The following is a 24206-nucleotide window of genomic DNA, read 5'->3' as shown; positions in this document are numbered from 1 at the left end:
GCGTCGTGCCCGTTTTGCGACAGGACGGGCGGGCGCGTCCCATCGGTTTCGGCATATCACACGCCGCTTGCGACACGCCAGCACCAAGCGCGGCAAAAAGTGACGCGGGTGTGGACTTTCGGGCGGTGCTCCTCCTATCTGGAGCGAAGCAAAAAGGCGCAGACCATATGGGCGAAATATTTGACGAGATGTCGGCGTTTGCCGCCGCCCTGCCCCCGATGCAACCTCTTGTCGGGCTTGATTTGGGGACGGTGACCTTGGGCGTGGCCGTCTCGGACAGCTTTCTGTCGGTCGCCACCCCGCTGGAGACCATCAAACGCAAGAAATTCGGGCTGGATGCCGCCGCTTTGCTGGCGATCATGGACAAGCGCTCGGTCGCGGGGGTCGTGCTGGGGCTGCCTTTGAACATGGATGGCAGCGAGGGGCCTCGGGTGCAATCGACCCGCGCCTTTGCCCGCAACCTGTCGCGCCTGACGGACGTGCCGATCACCTTTTGGGACGAGCGCCTGTCCACCGTGGCCGCCGAACGTGCACTTTTAGAGGCGGATACGTCGCGAAAACGTCGCGCGGAGGTCATAGATCATGTCGCTGCCGGGTTTATCCTGCAAGGAGCGCTGGACCGCATCCGGCACATAAAGGGTAACGCATGAGTGACGACATCTGGCAACGCGACGAGGTCGAGAGCCCCTGCATCAAGGTGTGTATCGTGCATCCTGCGGAGCGGATCTGCACCGGCTGCCTGCGCACCATTGACGAGATCGGCGCGTGGTCGCGTATGTCCAACGAGGCCCGCACGGCGCTGTTGGAGGAGCTGCCGTCCCGCGCGGCCCGCTTGAAGGTGCGACGTGGCGGACGCAAGGCCCGTTTGGGGTAGCGTCTGGGCTAGCGTCTGGGGCCATGTGGCCCTATGGACTGTGCCATGACTGATACACTCGAAATTTTTGCCGTCACCCCGCCCGGGCTGGAAGCCGCTTTGCTGCCGGAATTCCGCGCTTTGGGCTACAAAGACGCGCGCTATGGTGCAGGTGGTGTGACCATGATGGGAGACTGGCCGGATGTCTGGCGGCTCAATCTGGAGCTGCGCGGGGCCACTAAAGTGCTGGCACGCATCGGGACGTTTCGTGCCATGAGCCTTGCAGGGCTGGACCACCGCGCCGACGAGTTCCCGTGGGACGAGACGTTCTATTCCGGTACCACCGTGCGGGTGGAGGCGACGTGCAAGCGCTCCAAAATCTACCACGCGGGGGCGGCCATTGAGCGGGTGGAGCGTGCGTTGCTCAAAGCGGGCATGAAACCCTCCGCCGATGGCGAGGTGACGCTAAAAATCCGCATCGAGCAGAACATCGTGACCCTCAGCGTGGATACGTCGGGCGAGAGCCTGCATAAGCGCGGCCATAAGGAAGCCATCGGCAAGGCGCCCATGCGTGAAAACATGGCGGCGCTGTTCTTGCGCCAGGCGGGCTATGACGGGTCCGAGCCGGTGCTGGACCCGATGTGCGGCTCTGGCACGTTTCTGATCGAGGCCGCGGAGATTGCTGAAGGACTGCAAGCCGGACGCTCCCGCAGCTTTGCGTTCGAGGCTTTGGCGAGTTTCGACGAGGCTGCGTTCAAGGCGCTGCGACGCTCGGTCAGCGTGATCAACGGGCCTGCGCGCTGCTTTGGGTCCGACCGCGATGCGGGTACAATCAAGGGCGCGATTGCAAATGCGGACCGTGCGGGCGTGTCAGCCTTGTGCGACTTTCAGTGCAAGCCCGTCTCTGACGTGGACCGGCCTGACGGCCCCGCCGGTCTGGTGATCGTGAACCCACCCTATGGCGGGCGGATCGGGGATAAAAAACAGCTCTTCGCACTTTATGCGAGTTTGGGGACAACCCTTAAAGACCGCTTCTCCGGCTGGCGCGTGGCAATGGTTACGTCCGAGCCGGGATTGGCCAAGGCCACCGGATTGCCGCTGACCCAAGGGCCAGCTGTGCCCCATGGCGGCTTGAAGGTCTGGCTGTTCCAGTCCCCACCGTTGAAATAGCGCGCCAAACAAACAAGGATGCGCGCCGCGAGGCGCTCCTTTAGGTCAGGCCAGCCACGTGGCGATGTCATCAAGTTCGGGGCGAAAGTAGGCAATCATCCGGCCTTCGGGCGGCGCAACGTCACCGTCTTTCCACGGGGCGACCCCATGCAAAGAGAGGCGATGCATCACGTAAGATTCGCCCGGTAGTGCCTTGATTTCTATCCGCTTGCAGGTCTCGAAACACTGCTTTCGTGCGGCTTGGTAAGTGTCCGTGATGTCCTCGATCGCCCACCGCTCCGGCGGCACCGCCTCCAGACGTTTCGCGAAGGCGTCGCGCATGATGTGGTGACTGCCTTCCCACACCACCATCGGACTGGCGCTGGCCTCGTTCAGTGGCAAGCCCAACACGAAGCCATGCGGCTCGTCAACATGGCGTCGCTTGTCGGGAAGTACCAGCTTCAACCCGTCCACATGCGCCGCGTCGCGATCGCGGCGAAAGCGGAACGCAGCGGGACTTTCCGCATTCGAGGGTTTTGGATAGCCCTCGTAGATCACCGAAACCTGCGCAGGATCAAGAGGAGTCCAAAGCCCCTCGCGCTGCAAAAACGCGATTGCTGGACCCGCCAAGGGCGGACCGTCCGGCAAGCGCCCCTGCCCGTCATTGGGCAGCAGGTTTACCCCGACGAACCACGTCCCGCCGCAGCGCAGCCACTTCTTGGTGTATTGCGGGTCTTGTGCGAGCGGTATCGCCCGCTGTCGCGCATGGTCGGCCCATTTGGCAGTGGCCGCGTCATGGGCAAATTTCACCCAGCCTTTGGCGGCGAAACTCATGCGGCCTGTGCGACGTGGACCGCATCAAGCGCTTGCAGCACCAGCGCTGTCCCTGCCTCGGGCTTATGCGCCCCCTCCGACAGGGTGCGTCGCCAGCCCCGTGCGCCGGGCTGGCCTGCAAACAGGCCGAGCATATGGCGTGTGACTTGGGCCAGCTTGCCGCCTGCGTCCACATGCGCCTCGATATAGGGCAGCATGGCGTGGACCACATCGGCGCGGGTTGTGGCACGGGGCGGTGCGCCGAAGACCTTCTCGTCGGCATCCGACAGCACGTCCCAAGGCTGGTGATAGGCCGCACGGCCATACATCAGCCCGTCGAGCGTTTGCAGATGCGGCAGCCCCGCCTCCAACGTCTCCAACCCGCCGTTGAGCGAGATATGGAGATCGGGAAATGCGGCTTTCATCCGGTGCACCAAGTCATAGTCCAGCGGCGGCACGTCTCGGTTTTCTTTGGGGCTTAGCCCTTGCAGCCACGCCTTTCGCGCGTGGATCGTGACGCGAGAGACGTCTGCATCCCGAACGCGGCTCAGGAAATCGGGCAAAACGGTCTCTGGGTCCTGATCATCCACGCCAATCCGGCATTTCACAGTGACTTCAACCGGTTGTGCCTTGATCATCGCGGCGACGCAATCGGCCACCAGCGCGGGGCGTTCCATCAGAACAGCCCCGAAGCAGCCCGATTGCACGCGGTCGGAGGGGCAGCCGACGTTAAGATTGATTTCATCATATCCGCGTTCGGCGCAAAGACGTGCGGCCTCTGCCAGCTCGGCCGGATCAGAGCCGCCAAGTTGAACCGCGACCGGATGCTCTGGCTGCGAGAACTCCAACAAATGCACCGCCCCGCCGCGCACCAGCGCGGGTGCAGTTACCATTTCAGTGTAGAGCAAGGCACGGCCCGAGATCAGCCGGTGCAAATACCGGCAGTGGCGATCCGTCCAATCCATCATCGGCGCCACGGACAGGCGGGCGGCGGCTGTCACGTCAGCGTCAGGGCTGTTTTTATCAGGCATCGGGCGTGTACTTCTCGTTTCGCGTCAGGTTTGTGTCAGCAGGCAGTCGGTCGAGCCTCGACAGGGAGGTCTAGCACTTTTTCAACACGGATTTCCATTGCCCAAATCGCGGACCTGTATTCTGCGCCATGGCTTCATTTTTCGTATGCAGCTTGACCTATCGCAACTCCTGCGTCCAACTCGCCTGATAGCAACCCCGTGGAAAAGCCTTCACCGATTGACGACGACGGGCCGCATGAAGTTGAGAACAGAGGATTGCCTGAAAATGACGACCGACCCGAACCTGCCTTTGGAGGACAGTGGAATTTCCAAAGCTATCGACACACCAGCCCCGAAATCTACCGGACGGTCACGGCTGTTTTTTATCCCGCTGCTCATGCTGACGCTGTTCACGGGCGCTGTGATCGGCATGTATTTCCAACCGCCGGGCCTGCGCGTGTTTTTCAACGCCACAGGTTTGCAGCCGGGTGCAGGCACCGAAACGCCGATTGCGGTGGCCATCCAGCAGGTCGAGAAGCAAGAACAGGTGGCGGTCATCAGCGAAGGTGACGTGGTGGCCTTGGGCCGGATCATCCCCTTGGGGGATGTGATCAGCGTGGCAACCCCGTCCGGTGCAGGCGATGCCCGCATCGCCGAAATTCGCGTGAGCCGTGGTGACGTGGTCGAAGCAGGCGATGTGCTGGCGGTGCTAGACAACCTGCCGCAATTGCAAAGCATCGCCACGTCCGCGCAGGCCAATCTGGGAGTGCGCGAGGCCAATCTGGCACAAACCCGCGCCTCGATCCTTGCCAGCCAAGCCGAAGCCAAAGCGACACTTGAGCGGGCCGAGACCACCGCGAACGCCGCCAGTGCTGACCTGACGCGGATGACCTCCCTGCTGGAGCGGGGTGTGACCACACGTGCCGAGTTCGACGAAACCGTTGCCCGCGCCAACGAGGCTGGCCGCGACGTGGAGCGCGCCATCGCGACCTTGTCGCGCTATGCCACCGGTTCCGACACCGTGCAGGCCGACATTGCCGTGGCGGAGGCCAATCTGGAAGCCGCCCGTGCCGACCTTGCCCGCGCCACGCAAGATCTGGAGCGCGCCTATGTTCGGGCACCGGTGCGAGGCACCGTGCTGGATATCAATGCGCGCGCGGGCGAGCGTCCGCCAACGAGCGGTATGGTTGACTTGGGCGACACCTCGCAGATGACCGTAGAAGTGGAAGTTTACCAAACGCTGATAGGGCGTGTGACCATTGGCGATCCGGTCACGGTTTCTGCCCGCGCCTTGTCACAAGAGCTTAGCGGAACCGTGACGGCCATCGGGCTGGAAATCGGGCGGCAATCCATCACCTCCGACAATCCGGCGGCCAATACCGATGCGCGGGTTGTGGATGTAATCGTGACGCTTGATGCGCCATCGTCGGAACTGGCACGCAACTTCACCAATCTGGAAGCCTTGGTGCGGATCGACGCAGGTCGCCCTGAATGAGCCGCCTTCTGACCTATCTGTTCGGGCGGCTACCCATTGGCTGGCTCCAGCTGTCGCATAACAAGGCGCGGCTGGTAGCTGCTGTGTCCGGTGTGTCCTTCGCCACGTTACTGGTGTTCATGCAGCTGGGCATCATGGGCGCGTTGAACTCGTCGACCGTTGCCCCCTACGGGCTGTTGAGCGCCGATATCGTGATCTCGTCGGAGGAAGGCAACACGCTGACCGACGCCGGCGAGATTGCACGCGCGCGGATGTTTCAGGCGCTTGGGGTTCCCGGCGTTGCCGACGCCACACCGCTATATATCGGCAACCTGCCCTTCACGCTGGACAATGGCAGCACCGTGTCGCTATTGAGCTTCGGGTTTGACGTCTCGCAGCCTGAGTTTGTGTCGCCGAGCATTGCGGCGAGTTTTGCCAGCCTGACGATTGAGAACACCGTAATTTTGGACCGTGACACCCGTGGAATGCCAGCGTCCGTCATTGATGCACTGATGGCTGGTGGCCGCTACGAGTTCGAGGCAAATGGCAACACGCTGGTCGCCGTTGGCACGATGAATATTGGTGGCGGCTTTCTGGCCGACGGGATGCTGGCGATGTCGGACCAGACGTTTCTGCGCTCCTTCCCTGCCCGCACCAGCAGCGCGCCAAACCACATCCTGCTGAATGTCGATGACGGCGTCTCGGTGGACACCGTGGTCGAGCGTCTGCGCGACGCTCTGCCCAGCGCCAATGTCAAAGTTCTGGCGGCGGACGCGTCGGCGCAGGCCGATCTGGACTTCATGTCGTCAGAGCGGCCCACGGGCATCATCTTCGGCTTTGGCGTGTTCATGGGCATCCTTGTGGGCTTGGTGATCGTCTATCAGGTGTTGTCCACGGATGTGGCCGACCACTTGGGCGAATATGCCACCTTCAAGGCCATGGGCTACGGCCAGCCGTTCTTTCTGGGCATCGTGTTCGAGGAGGCCATCGTGCTGGCGGTCTTCGGCTTCATTCCGGGGCTGATCGTGTCGATCGGGCTTTATGCGGGGCTGAGGGCCGTGACCGGATTGCCCGTCGAGATGGACGCGAGCCGTGCGATCCTTGTGTTTCTGGGCACGCTGACAGCCTGCACCATATCGGGTGCCATCGCCACGCGCCGCTTAGCGGCGGCTGACCCTGCGGATTTGTTCTGATGGCTGAGAGTTTCCCGATAGAAGCCAGCGGTTTGAACCATTTCTTTGGCGAGGGCGAAGCGCGCAAGCAGGCCATTTTTGACCTGAACCTGAACATCGAGCGCGGCAGCTTGACCATTTTGATGGGGCCGTCCGGCTCTGGCAAGACCACCGTGCTGACGTTGATGGGGTGCTTGCGCGAAGTCCAGGACGGCAGCGTGCGACTGCTGGGCCAAGAGTTGAACGGTGCCAACGAGGCGCAGCTGGTCAGCTTGCGCCGCAGGCTGGGGTTCATTTTTCAGGCGCATAACCTGCATGAGAGCTTAACGGCAGCGCAAAATGTGCTGATGGGTTTACAGGTCCACGGCAACGCCAATCCCGCCAAGCAACGTGCCGCGGCCGACCACGTTCTTGATCTGGTAGGACTGGCGGATCGCCGAACCTATCTGCCCGGCAACCTATCGGGCGGGCAAAAGCAACGGGTCGCGGTTGCGCGGGCGCTGGTGTCGAACCCTGACATCGTTTTCGCGGATGAACCCACCGCCGCGCTGGACAAGGAATCCGGTCATACGGTGGTGCAAATGCTGAAAACGCTTGGGCAAACGCGGCAAACGACGACGGTCATGGTGACCCATGACAACCGCATTCTGGAGATGGCGGACCGGATCATCACCTTGGAAGACGGGCGGGTCGTGTCGGACAGGGTGCCTAAGACAACGCCCTAGGATTTCGGGTACAACTGCCTAATACTCCTGCGCAACACCAAGGAGATTTCGCGTGTCCAACCCATCCCAGCGCAGCTGCCCATGAATATCCTGTTCATCATGTATGACCAGTTGCGGTTCGACTACCTTAGCTGTGCGGGCCACCCGCATCTGCGTACTCCAAACTTTGACCGCGTGGCGGCGATGGGTGTCCGGTTCACCAACGCTTATGTCCAGTCGCCAATCTGCGGCGCGTCGCGCATGTGCTATTACACGGGGCGCTATGCCTCATCGCATGGGGCGCAGTGGAACGGGTTTCCGTTGCGCGTGGGCGAGCAGACACTGGGCGACCATCTGCGCCGCGAAGGCATGGAGTGCTGGCTGATCGGCAAAACCCATATGCGCGCCGACGCCGAAGGCATGGCGCGACTGGGGCTGAGCCCTGACACCACCATCGGCGCGCGTCAGGCGGAATGCGGCTTTGACGCGTGGATCCGCGATGACGGGCTGTGGGGCGAAGGGCCGGACGGGTTCTATGATGAGCGCCGCTCCCCCTATAACGAATACCTGAAATCCAAGGGCTACCCGTCCCAGAACCCGTGGGCAGACTTCGCCAATGCGGGGGTCGAGGGAGGCAACATCGCCTCCGGTTGGATGTTTCGCAACGCTGACAAGCCCGCCAACATCCGCGAAACGGACAGCGAGACCCCGTGGCTGACCCGCGAGGCGATTGCGTTCATCAAGCAGGCCAAAGCGCCGTGGTGCGCCCATGTCAGCTATATCAAGCCGCATTGGCCCTATATCGTGCCTGCGCCCTATCATGACATGTATGGCAGCGCGCACGTTCCCGCCCCCGTGCGCGATGACGTCGAGCGTGAGGACCCGCACCCAGTGTTCGGGGCTTATATGGGCAACAAGATCGCGCAGGCGTTTCAGCAGGACGAGGTCCGCCAGAAGGTGATCCCTGCCTACATGGGGTTGATCAAGCAATGCGACGACCAGTTGGGTGTATTGCTGGACTATCTGGGCGAGAGCGGCGCGATGGAGGACACGATGATCGTTCTGACCTCGGACCATGGCGACTATCTGGGTGACCACTGGCTGGGTGAGAAGGATTTGTTCCACGAGCCATCGGTCAAGGTGCCGATGATTATCTACGATCCGCGCTCCTCTGCGGACGCGACGCGTGGCACGACCTGTGACGCGTTAGTGGAAAGCATTGATCTGGCCGCCACCTTTGTGGAGGCGGCAGGAGGCACCGTTCCGGACCACATCATCGAAGGGCGATCTCTTATCCCGTGGCTGATGGGAGAGCAGCCGGAGTGGCGGGAGTTTGCGATCAGCGAATACGACTACTCCGCCACGGCCCATTGCGAGAAACTGGGGTTGGAGCCGCGTGATGCCCGCCTGTTCATGGTCTTTGACGGGCGGTTCAAGCTGATCCATGCGGAGGGCGGCTTTCGCCCGATGCTGTTCGATCTGGAAACCGACCCCGAAGAGTTCCACGACTTGGCCAAGGGCGACGCGCATCAGGGCGAGATCGACAGGCTTTATGGCTACCTTGCACAATGGGGACGTCGCCTTGCCCAGCGCGTGACGCGGTCGGAGGACGACATCAAGGCGTCGCGCGGCAAGTCGATGCGGCGAGGCATTTTGCCGTTCTTGGTCGACGGAACAGAAGTGCCGGACGAGCTGACATCAAAATACACCGGACCCGCGCCGAAATCCTATCTGGAGGAGTGACGCGCCTATGACGCCGCGAGTTTCACGCTGACGCTTGGCAGCCCGTCGATACCGGCCTCCATCACATCACCGCGCCCCACTGCCGCGACCCCTGCGGGGGTGCCGGTCATGATCAGATCGCCCGGTGCGAGCGCGACCAGTGTCGACAGATGCGCCACGCAATCTGCGGCAGACCAGATCATCTCGGCCAGATCACCGGTTTGACGAGTCTCTCCATTGACGGTCAGCCAGATTTTGCCAGAGGTCAGCCCCCCCGCTTGCGACAAGGGAACCAATGCGCCCATCGGGGCGGAGCGGTCGAAGCCCTTGGCCATATCCCACGGGCGGCCCGCCTTCTTGGCGACGGCCTGCAAGTCGCGGCGGGTCAGGTCGATACCGACCCCTGCGCCCCAAACGTGATCCATCGCATCCGCGAGCGCGATATCGGAGCCACCCGTGCCAATGGCCAAAACCAGCTCCACCTCGTGATGCAGGTCTGATGTAGCGCGGGGATAGGCAATCTCGGCCCCGCTTTCGACCACCGCATCGGCGGGTTTGGTGAAATAGAACGGCGGATCACGCTCGTCATTGCCCATCTCGCGGATATGTTCCGCATAGTTCCGGCCAACACAGAATATGCGGCGCACGGGAAACCGATCAGAGGAGCCGTAGACAGCGACAGAGGCCTGAGGTGCGGGCGGGATGACGTAGCTCATGATGGACCTTCCAGTGAGAATCTTTGGACGCAACCTAGCTTCACGCGGATTAGTTGGACAGCGCCCGATGCATCAGGTTAGCTTTCGGGCATGATTTATATTGCCCTGAGCCTGTCCGCCCTGCTGTTTTTCACCAATCTTGCTGGTGCCGACACCCGCCGCTTCGCCGAGGACGAGCAGCTTCGCGCCGCGGCGCGCCAGATTCTAACCGGTCTTCAAAGCCGCAGTTTCAAGACGGGTCGCGAGTTTTGCGGTTTGCTGGGGCGCAACGAGGATGGTGCCATCGTCTCCACGCGTCCGCGCAAGGGAAATGCCGATAACTGCCTGCCAAACGAGTTTCGGGGGCGAGGGATCACCGCCCTCGCCTCCTACCACACGCATGGGGCTTACGATCACGAGGCCGATAGCGAAGTGCCGTCGTTCGAGGATTTGTCGGCTGATATTGGTGAGGGGCTGATCGGGTTTATCGCGACCCCCGGTGGCAGGCTTTGGGTCAACCTGCCGCACCGGAGCATGAGCTTCCAGCTGTGTGGTTTGCGGTGCCTTCCTCAAGACCGCCATTTCCATGCGGGTGACTGGGGATTGATCCGCGACAAATACACCTTGCGCCAGCTCAAGCAGCGCCAACAGCTCTACTGACCAATCTTGCGATTAATTCGCAACTAGCTTGACTTATTGCAAACGACTCGCATATAGGATGGGAGCACCATCCCCCTATTCAGAGTGGTTTCCCACCTATGCGTATTGCCCTGCCCGCCCTACTTACGATTTGTCTCAGCGCGCTGCCTGTTGCTGCCGCTGACAAGTTCAAGGCCGTCACCACCTTCACCGTGATCGCCGATATGGCGTCCCGTGTGGCAGGGGATGCCGCTGTTGTGGAAAGCGTTACCAAGCCGGGGGCCGAGATTCACAACTATGCGCCGACGCCGCGCGACATCGTGCGCGCGCAAGACGCCGATCTGGTGTTGTGGAACGGATTGAATCTTGAGCTGTGGTTCGAGCAGTTCTTCCGCAACCTGCGCGACGTGCCGTCCGCGGTGGTCTCGGATGGTGTGGAGCCTATGGGTATTTCCAAAGGCCCCTACTCCGGCAAGCCCAACCCCCATGCGTGGATGTCGGTCGACGCGGCGTTGATCTATGTCGACAACATCGCGGACGCCTTCGCGGAGTATGACGCGGCAAACTCTGACATCTACCGCGCCAATGCTGACGCCTATAAAGCCGAGATAATCGCTGCCCTTGGGCCGCTGAAAGACCGCATTGCCGCTTTGCCGGAAAACAAGCGCTGGTTGGTGACGTCGGAAGGCGCGTTTTCCTACCTTGCCCGCGATCTGGGGCTGAAAGAGCTGTATCTGTGGCCGATCAACGCCGACGCCCAAGGCACGCCTAGCCAGGTGCGCGAGTTGATCGACGCGGTGCGCGACAACAATATCGGCGTGGTGTTCTCGGAAAGTACCGTCTCCGCCGCGCCTGCCGAACAGATTTCGCGCGAAACTGGTGCCGCTTATGGTGGGGTGCTCTATGTGGACAGCCTGAGCACCGAGGACGGCCCCGTGCCGACCTATCTGGACCTGCTCAGGGTTACTGTTGAAACCATCGTGGAAGGTCTGGAGCAATGAGTTTTGGCAGCCTGCCTGACGACGCCGCCGGCATCTGCGCCGAAGGGATCACCGTCACCTACCGCAACGGGCATACGGCCTTGCGCGATGCGTCCTTCTCTCTGCCCAAAGGCACCATTGCCGCCTTGGTGGGCGTGAACGGCTCCGGCAAATCCACATTGTTCAAGGCTATTATGGGGTTTGTCCCTACGTCCTCAGGCAAAATCTCCATCCTTGGCGGTACCGTGCGCGACGCGCTGCGGGCCAATACCGTGGCCTACGTGCCGCAAGCCGAGGAGGTCGACTGGACCTTCCCCGTGCTGGTCGAGGACGTGGTGATGATGGGCCGCTATGGCCATATGGGGTTCTTCCGCATCCCGCGCGCCGAAGACCACAAGATGGTCGAGAAGGCGTTGGAGCGGGTCAACATGCTGGAATTCCGCCACCGCCAGATCGGTGAGTTGTCCGGCGGGCAAAAGAAACGCGTATTTTTGGCGCGGGCTTTGGCACAAGACAGCCGCGTGGTGTTGCTGGACGAGCCGTTCACCGGCGTGGACGTGCAAACCGAGGACGCGATCATCGCCCTGCTGCGCGAAATGCGCGACGAAGGGCGGGTGATGCTGGTCTCGACCCATAACCTTGGCTCTGTTCCGGAGTTCTGCGACCGGACGATCCTGATCAAAGGGACCGTGCTGGCCCATGGGCCGACGGAAGACATTTTCACCCGTCAGAATCTGGAACTGGCCTTCGGCGGCGTGCTGCGTCACTTCGTGATGCAAGGCGCCGACCTGCATGACGACGAGGAAGATACACGCCGCCTGACCGTTATCTCGGATGATGAACGTCCGTTCGTGATCTACGACCACCACGACGATGAGGAAGACGAAGAGGCGGATGCGTCATGATGGACGCCTTGTGGGAACCGTTCACCTATAATTACATGCTCAACGCCATGTGGGTGTCGGCCTTGGTGGGGGCGGTCTGCGCCTTCCTGTCGGCCTACCTGATGCTAAAAGGCTGGTCGCTGATCGGTGACGCGCTGAGCCATTCTATCGTTCCGGGCGTGGCGGCGGCGTATATGCTGGGACTGCCCTTTGCGTTGGGGGCGTTTTTTGCGGGTGGCTTGGCGGGGGCGTCGATGCTGTTTTTGAACCAGCGCACCGGACTGAAAGAGGACGCCATTATAGGGCTGATCTTCACCTCGTTCTTCGGGCTGGGGTTGTTCATGATCTCGCTATCGCCCGCCTCGGTTAACATCCAGACGATCATCATGGGCAATATATTGGCCATATCCCCCGCGGATACCTTGCAACTTGCCCTGATCGGAGGCGTCTCGCTGATTGTGCTCCTGGCCAAGTGGCGTGACCTGATGGTGACGTTCTTTGACGAGAGCCATGCGCGGTCTATCGGACTGCGGCCTGAGCTGTTGAAGGTGGTGTTTTTCACCCTGCTCTCCGCCTGCACCGTGGCGGCCATGCAAACCGTCGGCGCGTTTCTGGTCATCGCCATGGTGGTGACGCCGGGGGCGACCGCCTATTTGCTGACCGACCGCTTCCCGAGCCTGTTGATGATCTCCGTAGCCATCGGGACGCTGACCTCGTTTTTCGGGGCCTATGCCAGTTACTTTCTGGATGGGGCGACGGGCGGCGTGATCGTCTGCCTGCAAACCCTGCTGTTCCTCACCGCGTTCGTCTTTGCCCCAAAACACGGGATCTTAGCCGCGCGCGCCCGTGCACGGGAGGCGTTGTGATGGAGTGGTCTCTTCCCTTCCAGTTCCCGTTCATGGTGAACGCGCTGATCATCTCGGTCATGCTGGCGATCCCTGCGGGGCTGTTGTCGTGCTTTCTGGTCCTCAAGGGCTGGTCGCTAATGGGCGATGCCATTTCCCACGCCGTTTTGCCGGGGGTGGTCTTGGCTTACGTCTTGGGTCTGCCCTTGGGCTTGGGCGCGTTTACCGCCGGCATGGTCTGCGCGGGGCTGACGGGCTGGATCGACGAGAACTCCCGCGTGAAGCGTGACACGGTGATGGGCGTCGTGTTCTCGGGCATGTTTGGGCTTGGGATCGTCATGTATACCAAGATCGAGAGCGAGGTTCATCTGGACCACATCCTGTTTGGCAACATGCTGGGCGTCGGACCGGAAGACATGTGGACCACGGGCGTGATCGCGGTTGTTGTTACCGGGCTTATCGGATTTTTCTGGCGCGACCTGCTGCTGCAGGCCTTTGACGAGCAACAGGCCCGTGCACAGGGGCTGCATGTCCGTGCGTTACATTTCGGGATGCTGGCGGCAATCTCACTGACAGTTGTCGCGGCGCTTCAGGCGGTCGGGATCATCCTTGCGATTGCGTTCCTTGTGGCCCCCGGTGCCATCGCCTTTCTGCTGACCAAGCGCTTTGGTATCATGCTGTGGCTGTCTATGGGGATCGCGGCGGTTTGCTCGTTCCTCGGGGTCTATGCGAGCTTCTTTCTTGATAGCGCCCCTGCCCCGACGATTGTGTTGCTGATGACGGCAGCCTTCATCGGCGCCTTCATCCGCGCCACGGTGCAATCGCGGCGCGCGACGGTTTAGGCGGGTTTGCCGATTTTGGTGAGGCCAATGCAGGCCAACAGCAATGCAACCCCGCTGGCGATTGTGCGGGCTTGGTTCCAGAATTGCCATTTGGGTGAGTAGTCCTCCCAGATGACCTGCGCCGCGGCGCGATCATCGGGGATATCGACCAGAGCCAGCGCTTCGTTCATCGGGACGTTGACTGCCATCGTTAGCAAAGTTCCAAACACAAGTGACACAGCGGCGGCCACACCGAACCAAAGCGATGCACTGCCCTTGCCCGCCAGCTTTAGCGCCAGCGCGGCAAGCGCCAGAACCACAGGCGTACCAAAGAAAGCAGGCGCGAAGACAGCGTTGCGGACCGAGCCGTTCATCGCGTTCATCGCCGCGATGGCTGTGCGCGGGTCGAGCGTGTCCAGCCCCCACATCGTCGAACAAACCCACGCGTAGAAGAACCCGAATATCGCCCCCGCAAACACGGTGGAGATTACGGCGAGTGACTTGGCAGCTTGCTGCATGGTGCATTCCTTTCAAAAATCGTACACATCTATACGTCTTTACATTTTCGTACACATGTGTTCGGTAATGTTCAAGCTATTAAAGAGGCTAAGGTGCGGGCAGAGCGAAAAGACAAGCGGCGATCAGAAATCGAGAGCGTCGCGCTCGAAGTGATGCGCCAGCGCGGGTATGAGGGTGCGTCGATGCTGAACATCGCCAAGGCGGCCAAGGCCTCGAACGAGACATTATATCGCTGGTATGGCGACAAGCAGCAGCTGTTTCTGGAGATCGTGAAATCGAACGCCGCGGATGCGGAGGCGGCTTTGGACAAGGCGCTTGCCGCAGATTTGCCGCCCGAGAATATCCTTGAGGAAATGGGCAAACGCATGCTGCACCTGTTGCTGGGGGAGCGTGCCGTTGCGCTGAACCGCGCAGCGGCGTCAGACGCGAGCGGGCATCTTGGCGCGGCCATCGCGAAAGGCGGGCGTGAGCGGGTGTTTCCGAAAATCGTGATGCTTATGGGCGCGCTGCGAAAGGCCGGATTGATTGATCCGCCCAACGACGAACAGGCCGCGAAGTGGTTTCTAGGCTTGCTGATTGGCGACCTGCAAACGCGCCGCATCATCGGCACATTACCGCAACCGACCCGCACGCAGATCAACGATCATGTCGAGACAACTTTGCAGGCCTTTTACCGCCTGTGCGGCCCCCGCTAAAGTGGCGTGAACAACGCGCGCCGATAGATGTGCCATGTTGCGTGGCCCAGGACCGGCAGGGCCAGAAACAACCCCAGAAACATCGGCACCATCGCCGCCAATACGGTCACCGCGATAATCGCCGCCCAGAGCAGCATGACGACGCGATTGCGCAACACGGTGCGGATGGAGAAGCCCATAGCGGTCATGAAATCAATCTCGCGGTCCAGAAGCAGCGGCATCGAAACCACAGTGATGGAATAGGTAAACAAGGCCACGAGGCCGCCCACCAGAAGTTGAAATGCGATCAGCATCATGCCGTGCGGTGTCAGGAACATTTCCCACGAGGTGGTGATATTGATCAGCTGCATATTGCCCAAGAACATCGCGAAGGACATGTGGGCAAAGAAGCTCCAGAACAAGAAGATGATGACCAGCAAAGCGCCGATCCATGGCAGCTGCCTGCCCCGCTCTGCCCAGACGACCGACAGGACCGAGGACCAGCCCAATGGCTCATCCGCTTCCAGGCGGCGGCTGACCTCGTAGAGGCCCACCGCAGCAAAGGGCGCGAAGATCGGGAACCCCAAGGCCAGCACCAAAGTCCATGTGAAGGTTCCGGCTCCCCAATAGATCAGCCCTGCCCCGCACAAAACGTAGAAGGCCGAGAAGAAAAGCCCGTACATCGGTGCCCGCGTAAAATCGCGCCACCCTTCGCGAAGTGCTCGAAACAGCTCCCATAGGGTGACGGTTCCGATTTCAGGGCGTGGTGAGGCGGAGAGTGCGGTATCTTCAGTCATGGCACATGACAGCACAAGTCGAGGCGCGCGAGCAAGCATTAGCTGTCTTGCGGAACAGTCTTTCAAATTAAATTTGAAATACGGAAAGATTAAGATGATGTAGCCATAAGGTAACAAAGGATGACCATGATGCGATACACACGAGATTTGCGAGGCCACGGGCCTACCCCACCAAGCGCCAACTGGCCCGATGGCGCAAAGATTGCTGTGCAAATTGTCGTTAATTATGAAGAGGGTGGCGAGAATTGCGTGCTGCATGGCGACGCCGCCTCTGAGGCGTTCCTATCCGAGATTGTAGGGGCCGCGGCATGGCCGGACCAGCGCCACTGGAATATGGAATCAATCTACGAATACGGCGCCCGCGCCGGTTTTTGGCGGTTGCACCGGCTTTTGAAAGACCTGCCGATCACGGTTTACGGCGTTGCCACGGCGCTTGCGCGCTCTCCCGAGCAGGTCGCGGCGATGAAAGACGCGGGCTGGGAGATTGCTTCGCACGGGCTGAAATGGATTGAATACAAAGATTACGCGCCAGAAGACGAGCGCGCGGACATTGACGCCGCCGTAAAGCTGCATACCGAAGTTGTGGGCGAGGCACCGCGCGGATGGTACACAGGCCGCTGCTCCGAGAACACCGTGCGACTGGTGACCGAGCATGGCGGTTTCGACTATGTGGCTGACAGCTATGCCGATGATCTGCCCTATTACGTGCGCTATGACGGTCGCGACCAGCTGGTGGTGCCCTATACGCTCGATTGCAATGACATGCGCTTTGCCACGCCGCAAGGGTTCAACTCGGGCGACCAGTTCGAGGCCTATCTGCGCGACAGCTTTGATGCCCTGTACGAAGAAGGCAGTGACGGCACGCCGAAAATGCTGTCGATCGGGCTGCACTGCCGCTTGATCGGACGTCCGGGCCGTGTGCAGGCGCTGAAACGATTTCTGGCGTATGTGAACGGGCATGAGGGCGTGTGGTTCGCCACCCGCGAACAGATCGCACAGCATTGGATGGCAGAGCACCCGCCGACCCCTGCAACCCGTCCGGCGATGATGGATAAAGCCACGTTTATAAATACTTACGGCAGCATCTTCGAGCATTCTCCATGGGTCGCCGAGCGCGCATGGGAGCTGGAGCTTGGCCCCGCGCATGACAGCGCGGAAGGTCTTTGGAATGCCATGGCGCGTGTTTTCCGTGCAGCCAGCCCGACGGAGCGGCTGGAAGTGTTGGACGCGCACCCTGATCTTGCAGGTAAGCTTGCAGCTGCGAAACGGTTGACGGCGGAAAGCACCACCGAGCAGGCAAGCGCAGGGCTGGACTCGTTGACTGATGAGGAACGCCGAGCCTTCACCGACCTGAATGAAGAATACGTCGCAAAGCATGGATTTCCCTTTATTATTGCAGTTCGAGACAACAGCAAAGCCAGCATCCTTGCGGCCTTCCACAGCCGCATCAACAACGATAGCGAAACCGAATTTGCTGAGGCCTGCAGACAGGTCGAGCGGATAGCGCAGCTACGCCTACAGGAATTATTGCCATGAGTTATGCCATCCCCCCCGCAGGCCTGCCGTCGCAAGCGGATGACTTAACCGGAACGGCAGTTTTCACAGAAGCCTATGCGTTTATGCCGGCTGGCGTGATGCGCGATATCGTGACGAGCTTCATTCCCCATTGGGACAAGTCGCGCGCATGGATCATCGCCCGCCCGCTGTCAGGCTTCGCGGAAACATTTTCGCAATACATTGTGGAAGTCAGCGCGGGCGGCGGCTCTGACCGGCCAGAGGACAACCCAGACGCCGAAGCGGTGCTGTTTGTGGTCGAGGGGCAAGTCGAGCTGAAAAACAGCGCTGGCACCCATGTGCTGGAAGAAGGCGGCTATGCCTACCTGCCCGCAGGCCAAGGCTGGACACTTCACAACCGCAGCGACAAGAAGGCGACCTTTCACTGGGTCCGCAAGCGCTACGAAGCTGTCGACGGCATCGCCGCACCGGAAGCCTTCGTAACCTCGGACGCGGAAACGGCACCGATCGCGATGCCCGACACCAACGGCGCATGGGCCACGACCCGCTTCGTCGAGCCGACGGATTTGCGCCACGACATGCATTTCAACATCGTGACGTTTCAACCGGGCGGATTGATCCCGTTCGAGGAAACGCATGTGATGGAACACGGGCTTTATGTCATTGAAGGGACGGCTGAATACCTGCTGAACCGCGATTGGGTTTCGGTCGGCCCCGGCGATTTCATGTGGCTGCGCGCGTTCTGCCCGCAGGCCTGCCGTGCCACGGGCGACGGGCCATTCCGCTACCTGCTCTATAAGGACGTGAACCGTCACGCGAAGCTGCCATGGTGATCCGAACGCAGCCTTTGACGGCTGACGCCTTTGCGCCCTATGGCGACGTGCTGGACTGCGCGGGCACCCCCGACAAAATGATCAACGAAGGCCTGTGCGGGCGGTTTCATGACCGTGCCGCACTGGACTTTGAAGATGGCCGCGCGGGCGTCAGCTTGTTTCAGGCGCAGCCGCGTGACCTGCCCTACGAATTGACGCTGCTAGAGCGCCACCCGCAGGGCTCTCAGGCTTTCATTCCGATGAGTTTTGACCCGTTTTTGGTCATCGTCGCCCAAGATTTAGGCAACAAGCCCGGAGAGGTTGCGGCATTTTTGACCGCCCAAGGTCAAGCCATCAACTTTCACAAAGGCACATGGCACGGGGTTCTGACACCGCTCCACGCGCCGGGGCTATTCGCCGTCGTTGACCGCATCGGAGACGGCGCAAACCTAGAAGAATTCAGGCTGGAACACCCAGTCATGATCGAGCGCGGGTAACGCGTCACTGAGCGGCCACACTATCCAGTGTGGTCAAAGAAACAGTCGAACGGGGAGAAAACGTCATGGCTGATACTTCATTGGGGACCGCAGAACAACTGCGTGATCCGAACTACACACCAGCTCTCGCGAAAGCGATTCCACTTGGTATCCAGCACGTGCTGGCCATGTTCGTCTCGAACGTGACACCGGCCATCATCATTGCCGGGGCTGCTGGCTTCGGGTTTGGCTCGGACGCAGGGGCGCAGGGTTTCCCTGACATGACCTACCTGATCCAGATGTCGATGCTGTTTGCTGGCATTGCTACATTGTTCCAAACCATCGGCTTTGGCCCGGTTGGCGCGCGCTTGCCCATCGTGCAAGGCACGTCGTTTGCCTTCATCCCGATCATGATCCCGCTGGTTGCGGGCAAAGGTGTTGAAGCTTTGCCGGCCTTGTTTGGCGGCGTCATCATCGGTGGCCTGTTCCACACGTTCATCGCCACGTTCATCGGCAAAATCCGCTTTGCCCTGCCACCGTTGGTGACAGGTCTTGTGGTGACAATGATCGGTCTGGCGCTGGTCAAAGTAGGTATCCAATACGCCGCAGGTGGCGTTCCTGCCATCGACAAGCCGGAATATGGCTCGCTGTTGAACTGGTCGGCGGCTTTGGTTGTGGTCTTCGTAACACTGGCGCTTAAGTTCTATGCCAAGGGCATGTTGGCCGTATCCGCAGTCGTGATCGGCATCTTTGTCGGCTACTTCTACGCCATGGCAATGGGCATGGTCACGCTCGAAGGCATTGCAACAAGCTGGGGCCGTGCGGCACCTGTCGCCTTCCCGATGCCGTTCAAATACGGCTTCGAGATGAGCTTTGCTGCGATCATCGGCTTCTGCCTGATGGCCTTCGTGTCTGCAGTTGAGACCGTGGGCGACGTCTCGGGTATCACCAAAGGTGGCGCGGGTCGTGAAGCGACAGAGGAAGAAATCACTGGTGCGACCTATGCGGACGGTCTTGGTTCCGCAGTTGCAGGCGTCTTTGGCGGCTTCCCGAACACCTCGTTCAGCCAGAACGTGGGCCTGATCGCCATGACCGGCGTTATGTCCCGCCACGTGGTGACCATCGGTGCGATCTTCCTGATCATCTGTGGCTTGATCCCGAAAGTGGGCGCAGTCATCCGCACAATCCCGATCGAAGTTCTGGGTGGTGGTGTGATCGTGATGTTCGGAATGGTTGTGGCCGCCGGTATCTCGATGCTGTCGGACGTGAACTGGAACCGCCGCAACATGGTGATCTTCGCGATTGCCCTGTCGGTTGGCCTTGGGTTGCAGCTTGACCCGAAGGCGGTGCAGTACCTGCCTGACACGCTGCGCATCTTGATGACGTCTGGTCTTTTGCCAGCGGCGTTGATCGCGATAGTGCTGAACCTGATCCTGCCGGAAGAGTTGTCCGGTGAGGCGACGGAAGAGGTTTCCGGCGGCATGGCAGGCCATGGCGAAGGCTCGCTTCCGAAGAGCTAGGCTTACCAAATGAATTACGAAAAGGCCCCGTTGGAAACAGCGGGGCCTTTTTGCTGTCGTGTCCCCTTGGAGCGGTGCAGGCTTCGCGCTAAGGCTATGGGTAACAATACGAGGCGAGATAATGAGCACCCTGACCTGTTTCAAAAGCTACGATGTGCGTGGCCGTTTGGGCGACGAGCTGAACGAAGACATCTGCTACGGCATCGGGCGGGGCTTTGCGCGCTCGATTGAGCCGGAGACGGTGGTGGTCGGGTATGACATCCGCCCGACCTCCCAAGCGCTTGCCGGGCAATTGGCTGAGGGGCTTCGTGATGAAGGTGTTGACGTCATCGACATTGGTCTGTGCGGCACCGAGGAAGTGTATTTTGCCACGTCACATTATGAGGCGGGTGGCGGGCTGATGGTCACCGCATCGCATAACCCCATCGACTATAACGGCATCAAGATGGTGCGCGCGGGCTCGCGGCCGGTCTCCTCGGCAGATGGTTTGAGCGAGATACAAGCCTTGGTGGAAGCGGACGACTTTGGCCCTGCCAAAACCCGTGGCACGTTGGAGCAACGCAACCCGCGGGACGCCTATGCCGACTGCGTGGTGGGGTTTGCAGATGTTTCGACATGGCGTCCGATGAAGGTCGTGGTCAATGCGGGCAATGGTGTGGCCGGCCCCGCCTTTGACGTGATCGCCGCCAAGCTGGGCGCGCCTGTCGACTTTGTGCGCCAACATCTCACCCCGGACAGCACGTTTCCCAACGGCATCCCAAACCCCCTGCTGGAAGAAAACCGCGCGCAAACTGCCGAGTTGGTTTTGTCCGAAGGTGCGGATTTGGGCGTGGCTTGGGACGGTGATTTCGACCGTTGCTTCTTCTTTGACGAAACCGGAGCCTTCATTGACGGCGAATATGTCGTGGGTCTTCTGGCCGGTGCGTTTCTTGGCAAACATGCGGGCGCGAAAATTATCCATGATCCGCGCGTGATCTGGGCGCTGCTTGATCTGGTGGAAGCTGGCGGCGGCGAGGCTGTGGTGTCCCAATCGGGCCACTCCCACATCAAAGCGAAAATGCGCGAGGTGGACGCGGTCTATGGCGGCGAGATGTCGGCGCACCACTACTTCCGCGACTTCATGTATTGCGACAGCGGGATGATCCCGTGGATCTTGCTGATCGAGCATATGAGCACGTCCGGCAAGAAGCTGTCGGAGCTGGTCGCTGACATGCAGGCGCGGTTCCCGTCCTCGGGTGAGATCAACTTCAAGCTGGCCGACAAACAGCCCGCGATTGACGCGTTCGAAGCGACCTATCTGCCGGATGCAAAGGGCGTGGACCGTCTGGACGGGCTGTCACTGGATTACGGGGAGTGGCGGGTGAACCTGCGTCAGTCCAACACCGAAGCGCTGCTGCGCCTGAATGTGGAAACACGCGGCGACCGCGCGCTGTTGGCGTCGAAAGTGGCCGAGATCAGCAAACTGATCACCGAGGCCTGACCCACCCAGTAGATACAAAACGGGCGGTGTGCACCTATGCCACCGCCCGCTTTTAGTCAGATCACGCGGACTTGCGTGCCGACAGGGCACAACTCGAAAAGCTGTGCGATCTGTTCGTTATATAGACCGATGCAACCCGAAGACGAGCGGCGCCCGATCTTGCGTGTGTCATGGGTGCCGTGGATCAAATAGGCGGGCCAGCTCAGATACATCGCGTGGGTCCCAAGCGGGTTGCCGGGGCCCGGCGGCATATAGGACAGATCCGGATCTTCAGCGATCATATTCGCGGTCGGCGTCCAGTCAGGACCGACCCGTTTGCGCACGATCTTGGTATAACCGCGCTTGGTCAGATCCTCGCGACGAGGCACCGAGGTCGCAAAAACGCGGTAATCAGAACCGTCGGAATTCCAGTAATGCAGCGCGCGCGATGTAGTGTCGGCCACGACTGTGGCGACGCCCAGCGTGTCAAAATGGTCCTGCCATTGCTGGTACTGGAAGCTCGATGCGTTGCGGCGCACGCCTTGCGGTGTTTGCGGGACGTCCAGCTCGTCGACAGGCGTCTCGACATTCTGCGCCCGCAACAGCGCAGGCGTGACCAAGGCCGCCGAAGCGGTGGCAAGGAAAAGACGACGGGATTGATTGTTGCTCATAGGTTTCGGGCCTCCGGCTTTTATTACTGTTTGACACGGATTATCAGGTTGCTGGCGTGCCAGAAACTCACATCTTTGTCATGCGTCGGGCGAGGTCGATCATACGGTTGGAGAAACCCCATTCATTGTCGTACCAGCCGAACACCCGCGCCATGCCACCGGATTGCGTGACATGTGTTTCCGGCAGTGCCATCACGATACTTTCAGGCCGCGCGCGCAGATCGGAGGACACCAGCGGCTCGTCCGTGTTTCCGATGATTGCCCCCTTTGCCGCGATCAGGATATCGTTTATTTTCTGTTCAGTAAAAGGAGCTTGCGCCTGAAAGCTCATGTCGATTGCCGAGACAGATGCCGTCGGAACACGCACAGAGGTCGCGAATATCCGTCCCGCCAGATCGGGCAATACCAGATCGGTGAGCTTTCCTGCCGAGGTCGTGGTCGGCACCATCGACAGCGCGGCGGCGCGCGAGCGCACCAGATCACCGCGCGGGGCATCAACCGTAGGCTGCGACCCCGTGTAGCAGTGGATCGTCGTCATATGAGCGGTGACCAGCCCGAAGGCGTCGTCGATCACCCGTGCCAACGGGGCCAGCGCATTGGTGGTGCAGGACGCGCAGGAGATGATGGGTTGATCCGCCAAAGCGTCATCATTGGCCCCCAGCACCACAGTTTGATCTGCGGTCGGACAAGGACCGGAGATCAGCACCCGCCCCGCCCCTGCACGCAACCCGCGCTCGGCAAATTCGCGGGTAGAGGATTTGCCGGTGCATTCGAGGACCAGATCAACGCCGCTCAGGTCAATTTCGGACAGGTCGGGATTGTCTGTCAACGGATAGCGGGTGCCGTTGATGGTCAGGGAATGGTCGTCATAGTCGATGTCACCCGGGAACGGGCCAAAGACGCTGTCATGCTTCAACAAATAGGCACAAAGTTCCGGCCGCGCGATGTCGTTGAGGGCTACGATCTCGAAGCCGTCACCCGCAGATGTGGTTGTTAACAAACGCAGAATGGAGCGCCCGATGCGCCCTAGCCCGTTGATCGCGATCCTTGCCATGAGCCCGTCCCTTTTACCTTATGGTCAGCCGAATTTTCCCGACACTAGGCCGTTAAAAAATCCGATTGAAACCCCAAAAGTGACGGGAGGTGATTGTAGGCTTAGCCCGCCTCGCGGATTTGGGCGACGAGGTCCTTCATCTGGTCCAGCTCAATCGCGCCGGGTGCGATCTGGTCACCAAAGATAAACGCAGGTGTTCCGTTGAGATCCAGCGCACGGGTCAGCTGTATACTGGTCTGGATGTGGGCCACCACCTCCGGTGCGTCCATGTCTTGTTTGAGCTTCTCGATATCCATCCCAAGCTCTTCGGCGATGCGGATGACGCTGGCCTCGTTGGCACGGCCCTCGTTGCGCATCAGCGCGTTGTGGAACGCTTCGTATTTGCCTTGGCTGCGCGAGGCGAGGGCCGCGCGTGCTGCATATACACTTTCTTCACCAAGGATCGGCCATTCGCGCATCACCACGCGCACATTGGTGTCGTCGCGGATCAGCGCGTGAACATCGTCGAAGGTGCGGCGGCAATAGCCGCAATTGTAGTCGAAGAACTCGACCACGGTGACGTCGCCATCAGGATTGCCCAGCACAGGCGCGTTGGGGTCCCGCTCCAACACCGCGCGATTGGCCGACAGCACCGATTGTGCCTGCGCCGCGTCTTCCTGCTCCTTGCGTGCTTGCAGGGTTTGGAGCGCCTCCATGACGATTTCCGGATTCTCGCGGATGGTTTCCAGCACCAGCTCCTGCATCTGGGCGCGGCTCAGGTCTTCTGCGGAAACCGAAGGGGCGGCAAGGCACAGCGCAAGGGCAGTCGAGGTGGCAAAACGGATCATTGGGCAAGCTCCTTGGCAGCCGGAAAAGTTGACGAGACCGTGATGCGCGACGCGGCAATTGTCAAACACATGGCAATCACGAGGCGGTGACACAACGGCAAAAGCGCTTGCCTTTGCCGCC

At 60.6% G+C, this 24206-nt stretch carries 26 protein-coding genes; 18 read left to right on the top strand and 8 right to left on the bottom strand.

What is annotated here, in order from left to right; all coding sequences use genetic code 11:
• Nucleotides 1-167 precede the first annotated feature (167 nt).
• From ruvX to BUB72_RS03960, 3 genes are read left to right on the top strand one after another with little or no spacing between them, the layout of a single operon-like run.
• Complete coding sequence (ruvX, locus tag BUB72_RS03970; RefSeq protein ID WP_073141675.1) at nt 168-650, top strand: Holliday junction resolvase RuvX; 483 nt, start codon at nt 168-170, stop codon at nt 648-650.
• Complete coding sequence (locus BUB72_RS03965; protein WP_073140947.1) at nt 647-874, top strand: DUF1289 domain-containing protein; 228 nt, start codon at nt 647-649, stop codon at nt 872-874. The genes ruvX and BUB72_RS03965 overlap by 4 nt, the downstream gene beginning before the upstream one ends.
• Nucleotides 875-919: 45 nt before the next feature.
• Nucleotides 920-2023 (top strand): THUMP domain-containing class I SAM-dependent RNA methyltransferase, encoded by a 1104-nt coding sequence (locus tag BUB72_RS03960; protein WP_083588558.1) that lies wholly within the window; start codon nt 920-922, stop codon nt 2021-2023.
• 45 nt (nt 2024-2068) lie between these two features.
• Here BUB72_RS03960 and BUB72_RS03955 read toward each other — a convergent pair whose 3' ends face one another.
• A complete protein-coding gene (locus BUB72_RS03955) occupies nt 2069-2836 on the bottom strand; it encodes a hypothetical protein (RefSeq protein WP_073140943.1) in 768 nt (255 codons plus the stop codon).
• Nucleotides 2833-3846 carry a tRNA dihydrouridine(20/20a) synthase DusA gene (gene dusA / locus BUB72_RS03950; protein WP_073140941.1) on the bottom strand — a complete coding sequence of 338 codons (1014 nt, stop codon included), beginning with the start codon at nt 3844-3846 and terminating at the stop codon, nt 2833-2835. Before dusA ends, BUB72_RS03955 begins: the two co-directional genes overlap by 4 nt.
• A 235-nt stretch (nt 3847-4081) precedes the next feature.
• On the opposite strand from dusA, the gene BUB72_RS03945 reads away from it, so the two are divergent.
• From BUB72_RS03945 to BUB72_RS03930, 4 genes are all read left to right on the top strand, one after another.
• The gene (locus BUB72_RS03945; protein WP_217653840.1) at nt 4082-5320 is read left to right on the top strand and encodes an HlyD family efflux transporter periplasmic adaptor subunit; all 1239 of its coding nucleotides are present in this window, start codon (nt 4082-4084) and stop codon (nt 5318-5320) included.
• The gene (gene devC, locus BUB72_RS03940; protein ID WP_073140938.1) at nt 5317-6492 is read left to right on the top strand and encodes an ABC transporter permease DevC; all 1176 of its coding nucleotides are present in this window, start codon (nt 5317-5319) and stop codon (nt 6490-6492) included. The genes BUB72_RS03945 and devC overlap by 4 nt, the downstream gene beginning before the upstream one ends.
• Nucleotides 6492-7196 carry an ATP-binding cassette domain-containing protein gene (locus tag BUB72_RS03935; RefSeq protein ID WP_073140936.1) on the top strand — a complete coding sequence of 235 codons (705 nt, stop codon included), beginning with the start codon at nt 6492-6494 and terminating at the stop codon, nt 7194-7196. The genes devC and BUB72_RS03935 overlap by 1 nt, the downstream gene beginning before the upstream one ends.
• 81 nt (nt 7197-7277) lie before the next feature.
• Nucleotides 7278-8918 (top strand): sulfatase-like hydrolase/transferase, encoded by a 1641-nt coding sequence (locus tag BUB72_RS03930; protein ID WP_073140934.1) that lies wholly within the window; start codon nt 7278-7280, stop codon nt 8916-8918.
• Between the two features lie 5 nt (nt 8919-8923).
• Here BUB72_RS03930 and BUB72_RS03925 read toward each other — a convergent pair whose 3' ends face one another.
• On the bottom strand, nt 8924-9613 hold the full coding sequence (locus tag BUB72_RS03925; protein WP_073140932.1) for a fumarylacetoacetate hydrolase family protein: 690 nt from the start codon (nt 9611-9613) through the stop codon (nt 8924-8926).
• A 90-nt stretch (nt 9614-9703) separates the two neighbouring features.
• Between BUB72_RS03925 and BUB72_RS03920 the strand changes: the two genes are divergently transcribed.
• The 5 genes from BUB72_RS03920 (at nt 9704) to BUB72_RS03900 (ending at nt 13782) form a co-directional block, all read left to right on the top strand.
• Nucleotides 9704-10252, top strand: a complete 549-nt coding sequence (locus BUB72_RS03920) for a DUF4329 domain-containing protein (RefSeq protein WP_073140930.1) — start codon at nt 9704-9706, stop codon at nt 10250-10252.
• 98 nt (nt 10253-10350) lie between these two features.
• On the top strand, nt 10351-11232 hold the full coding sequence (locus BUB72_RS03915; protein ID WP_073140928.1) for a metal ABC transporter substrate-binding protein: 882 nt from the start codon (nt 10351-10353) through the stop codon (nt 11230-11232).
• Entirely contained in the window at nt 11229-12116 is an 888-nt protein-coding gene (locus tag BUB72_RS03910) for a manganese/iron ABC transporter ATP-binding protein (RefSeq protein ID WP_073140926.1), read from the top strand. The genes BUB72_RS03915 and BUB72_RS03910 overlap by 4 nt, the downstream gene beginning before the upstream one ends.
• Complete coding sequence (locus BUB72_RS03905) at nt 12116-12961, top strand: metal ABC transporter permease (RefSeq protein WP_073141672.1); 846 nt, start codon at nt 12116-12118, stop codon at nt 12959-12961. The genes BUB72_RS03910 and BUB72_RS03905 overlap by 1 nt, the downstream gene beginning before the upstream one ends.
• Nucleotides 12961-13782 (top strand): metal ABC transporter permease, encoded by an 822-nt coding sequence (locus BUB72_RS03900; RefSeq protein ID WP_073140923.1) that lies wholly within the window; start codon nt 12961-12963, stop codon nt 13780-13782. The genes BUB72_RS03905 and BUB72_RS03900 overlap by 1 nt, the downstream gene beginning before the upstream one ends.
• Here the strand turns inward: BUB72_RS03900 and BUB72_RS03895 are convergent.
• Complete coding sequence (locus BUB72_RS03895) at nt 13779-14279, bottom strand: anthrone oxygenase family protein (protein WP_073140921.1); 501 nt, start codon at nt 14277-14279, stop codon at nt 13779-13781. The two genes, BUB72_RS03900 and BUB72_RS03895, sit on opposite strands and share 4 nt — an antisense overlap.
• 93 nt (nt 14280-14372) lie before the next feature.
• Here BUB72_RS03895 and BUB72_RS03890 point away from each other — a divergent pair, with 93 nt between their 5' ends.
• On the top strand, nt 14373-14975 hold the full coding sequence (locus tag BUB72_RS03890) for a TetR/AcrR family transcriptional regulator (protein ID WP_073140919.1): 603 nt from the start codon (nt 14373-14375) through the stop codon (nt 14973-14975).
• On the opposite strand, the gene BUB72_RS03885 is transcribed toward BUB72_RS03890, so the two are convergent.
• Nucleotides 14972-15751 (bottom strand): DUF2189 domain-containing protein, encoded by a 780-nt coding sequence (locus tag BUB72_RS03885; RefSeq protein ID WP_073140917.1) that lies wholly within the window; start codon nt 15749-15751, stop codon nt 14972-14974. The genes BUB72_RS03890 and BUB72_RS03885 overlap by 4 nt on opposite strands.
• 126 nt (nt 15752-15877) lie before the next feature.
• Here BUB72_RS03885 and puuE point away from each other — a divergent pair, with 126 nt between their 5' ends.
• From puuE to BUB72_RS03860, 5 genes are all read left to right on the top strand, one after another.
• Nucleotides 15878-17287 carry an allantoinase PuuE gene (puuE, locus tag BUB72_RS03880; protein ID WP_425435146.1) on the top strand — a complete coding sequence of 470 codons (1410 nt, stop codon included), beginning with the start codon at nt 15878-15880 and terminating at the stop codon, nt 17285-17287.
• Nucleotides 17284-18099 (top strand): bifunctional allantoicase/(S)-ureidoglycine aminohydrolase, encoded by an 816-nt coding sequence (locus BUB72_RS03875; RefSeq protein ID WP_073140913.1) that lies wholly within the window; start codon nt 17284-17286, stop codon nt 18097-18099. Before puuE ends, BUB72_RS03875 begins: the two co-directional genes overlap by 4 nt.
• A complete protein-coding gene (locus tag BUB72_RS03870; protein WP_073140911.1) occupies nt 18093-18575 on the top strand; it encodes an ureidoglycolate lyase in 483 nt (160 codons plus the stop codon). The genes BUB72_RS03875 and BUB72_RS03870 overlap by 7 nt, the downstream gene beginning before the upstream one ends.
• A 65-nt stretch (nt 18576-18640) precedes the next feature.
• Complete coding sequence (locus tag BUB72_RS03865; RefSeq protein ID WP_073140910.1) at nt 18641-20074, top strand: nucleobase:cation symporter-2 family protein; 1434 nt, start codon at nt 18641-18643, stop codon at nt 20072-20074.
• 121 nt (nt 20075-20195) lie between these two features.
• A complete protein-coding gene (locus BUB72_RS03860) occupies nt 20196-21554 on the top strand; it encodes a phosphohexomutase domain-containing protein (protein WP_073140907.1) in 1359 nt (452 codons plus the stop codon).
• 56 nt (nt 21555-21610) lie between these two features.
• Here the strand turns inward: BUB72_RS03860 and BUB72_RS03855 are convergent, their stop codons facing one another.
• The 3 genes from BUB72_RS03855 to BUB72_RS03845 all read right to left on the bottom strand — a co-directional run bounded on the left by BUB72_RS03855 (nt 21611) and on the right by BUB72_RS03845 (nt 24085).
• Nucleotides 21611-22204, bottom strand: coding sequence for a L,D-transpeptidase (locus BUB72_RS03855; RefSeq protein WP_073140905.1), 594 nt, complete (start codon nt 22202-22204; stop codon nt 21611-21613).
• Between the two features lie 67 nt (nt 22205-22271).
• Nucleotides 22272-23258: a type I glyceraldehyde-3-phosphate dehydrogenase gene (locus BUB72_RS03850; RefSeq protein WP_073140903.1), complete on the bottom strand. Its 987-nt coding sequence runs from the start codon at nt 23256-23258 to the stop codon at nt 22272-22274.
• A 101-nt stretch (nt 23259-23359) separates the two neighbouring features.
• Entirely contained in the window at nt 23360-24085 is a 726-nt protein-coding gene (locus BUB72_RS03845; RefSeq protein WP_073140897.1) for a DsbA family protein, read from the bottom strand.
• Nucleotides 24086-24206: the final 121 nt, after the last annotated feature.

Origin of the sequence: Litoreibacter ascidiaceicola (assembly GCF_900129235.1) — a bacterium.
GTDB classification, from domain to species: domain Bacteria; phylum Pseudomonadota; class Alphaproteobacteria; order Rhodobacterales; family Rhodobacteraceae; genus Litoreibacter; species Litoreibacter ascidiaceicola.
The sequence above is the reverse complement of the archived record's forward strand: the minus strand, read 5'-3'. Positions and strand labels throughout refer to the sequence as shown.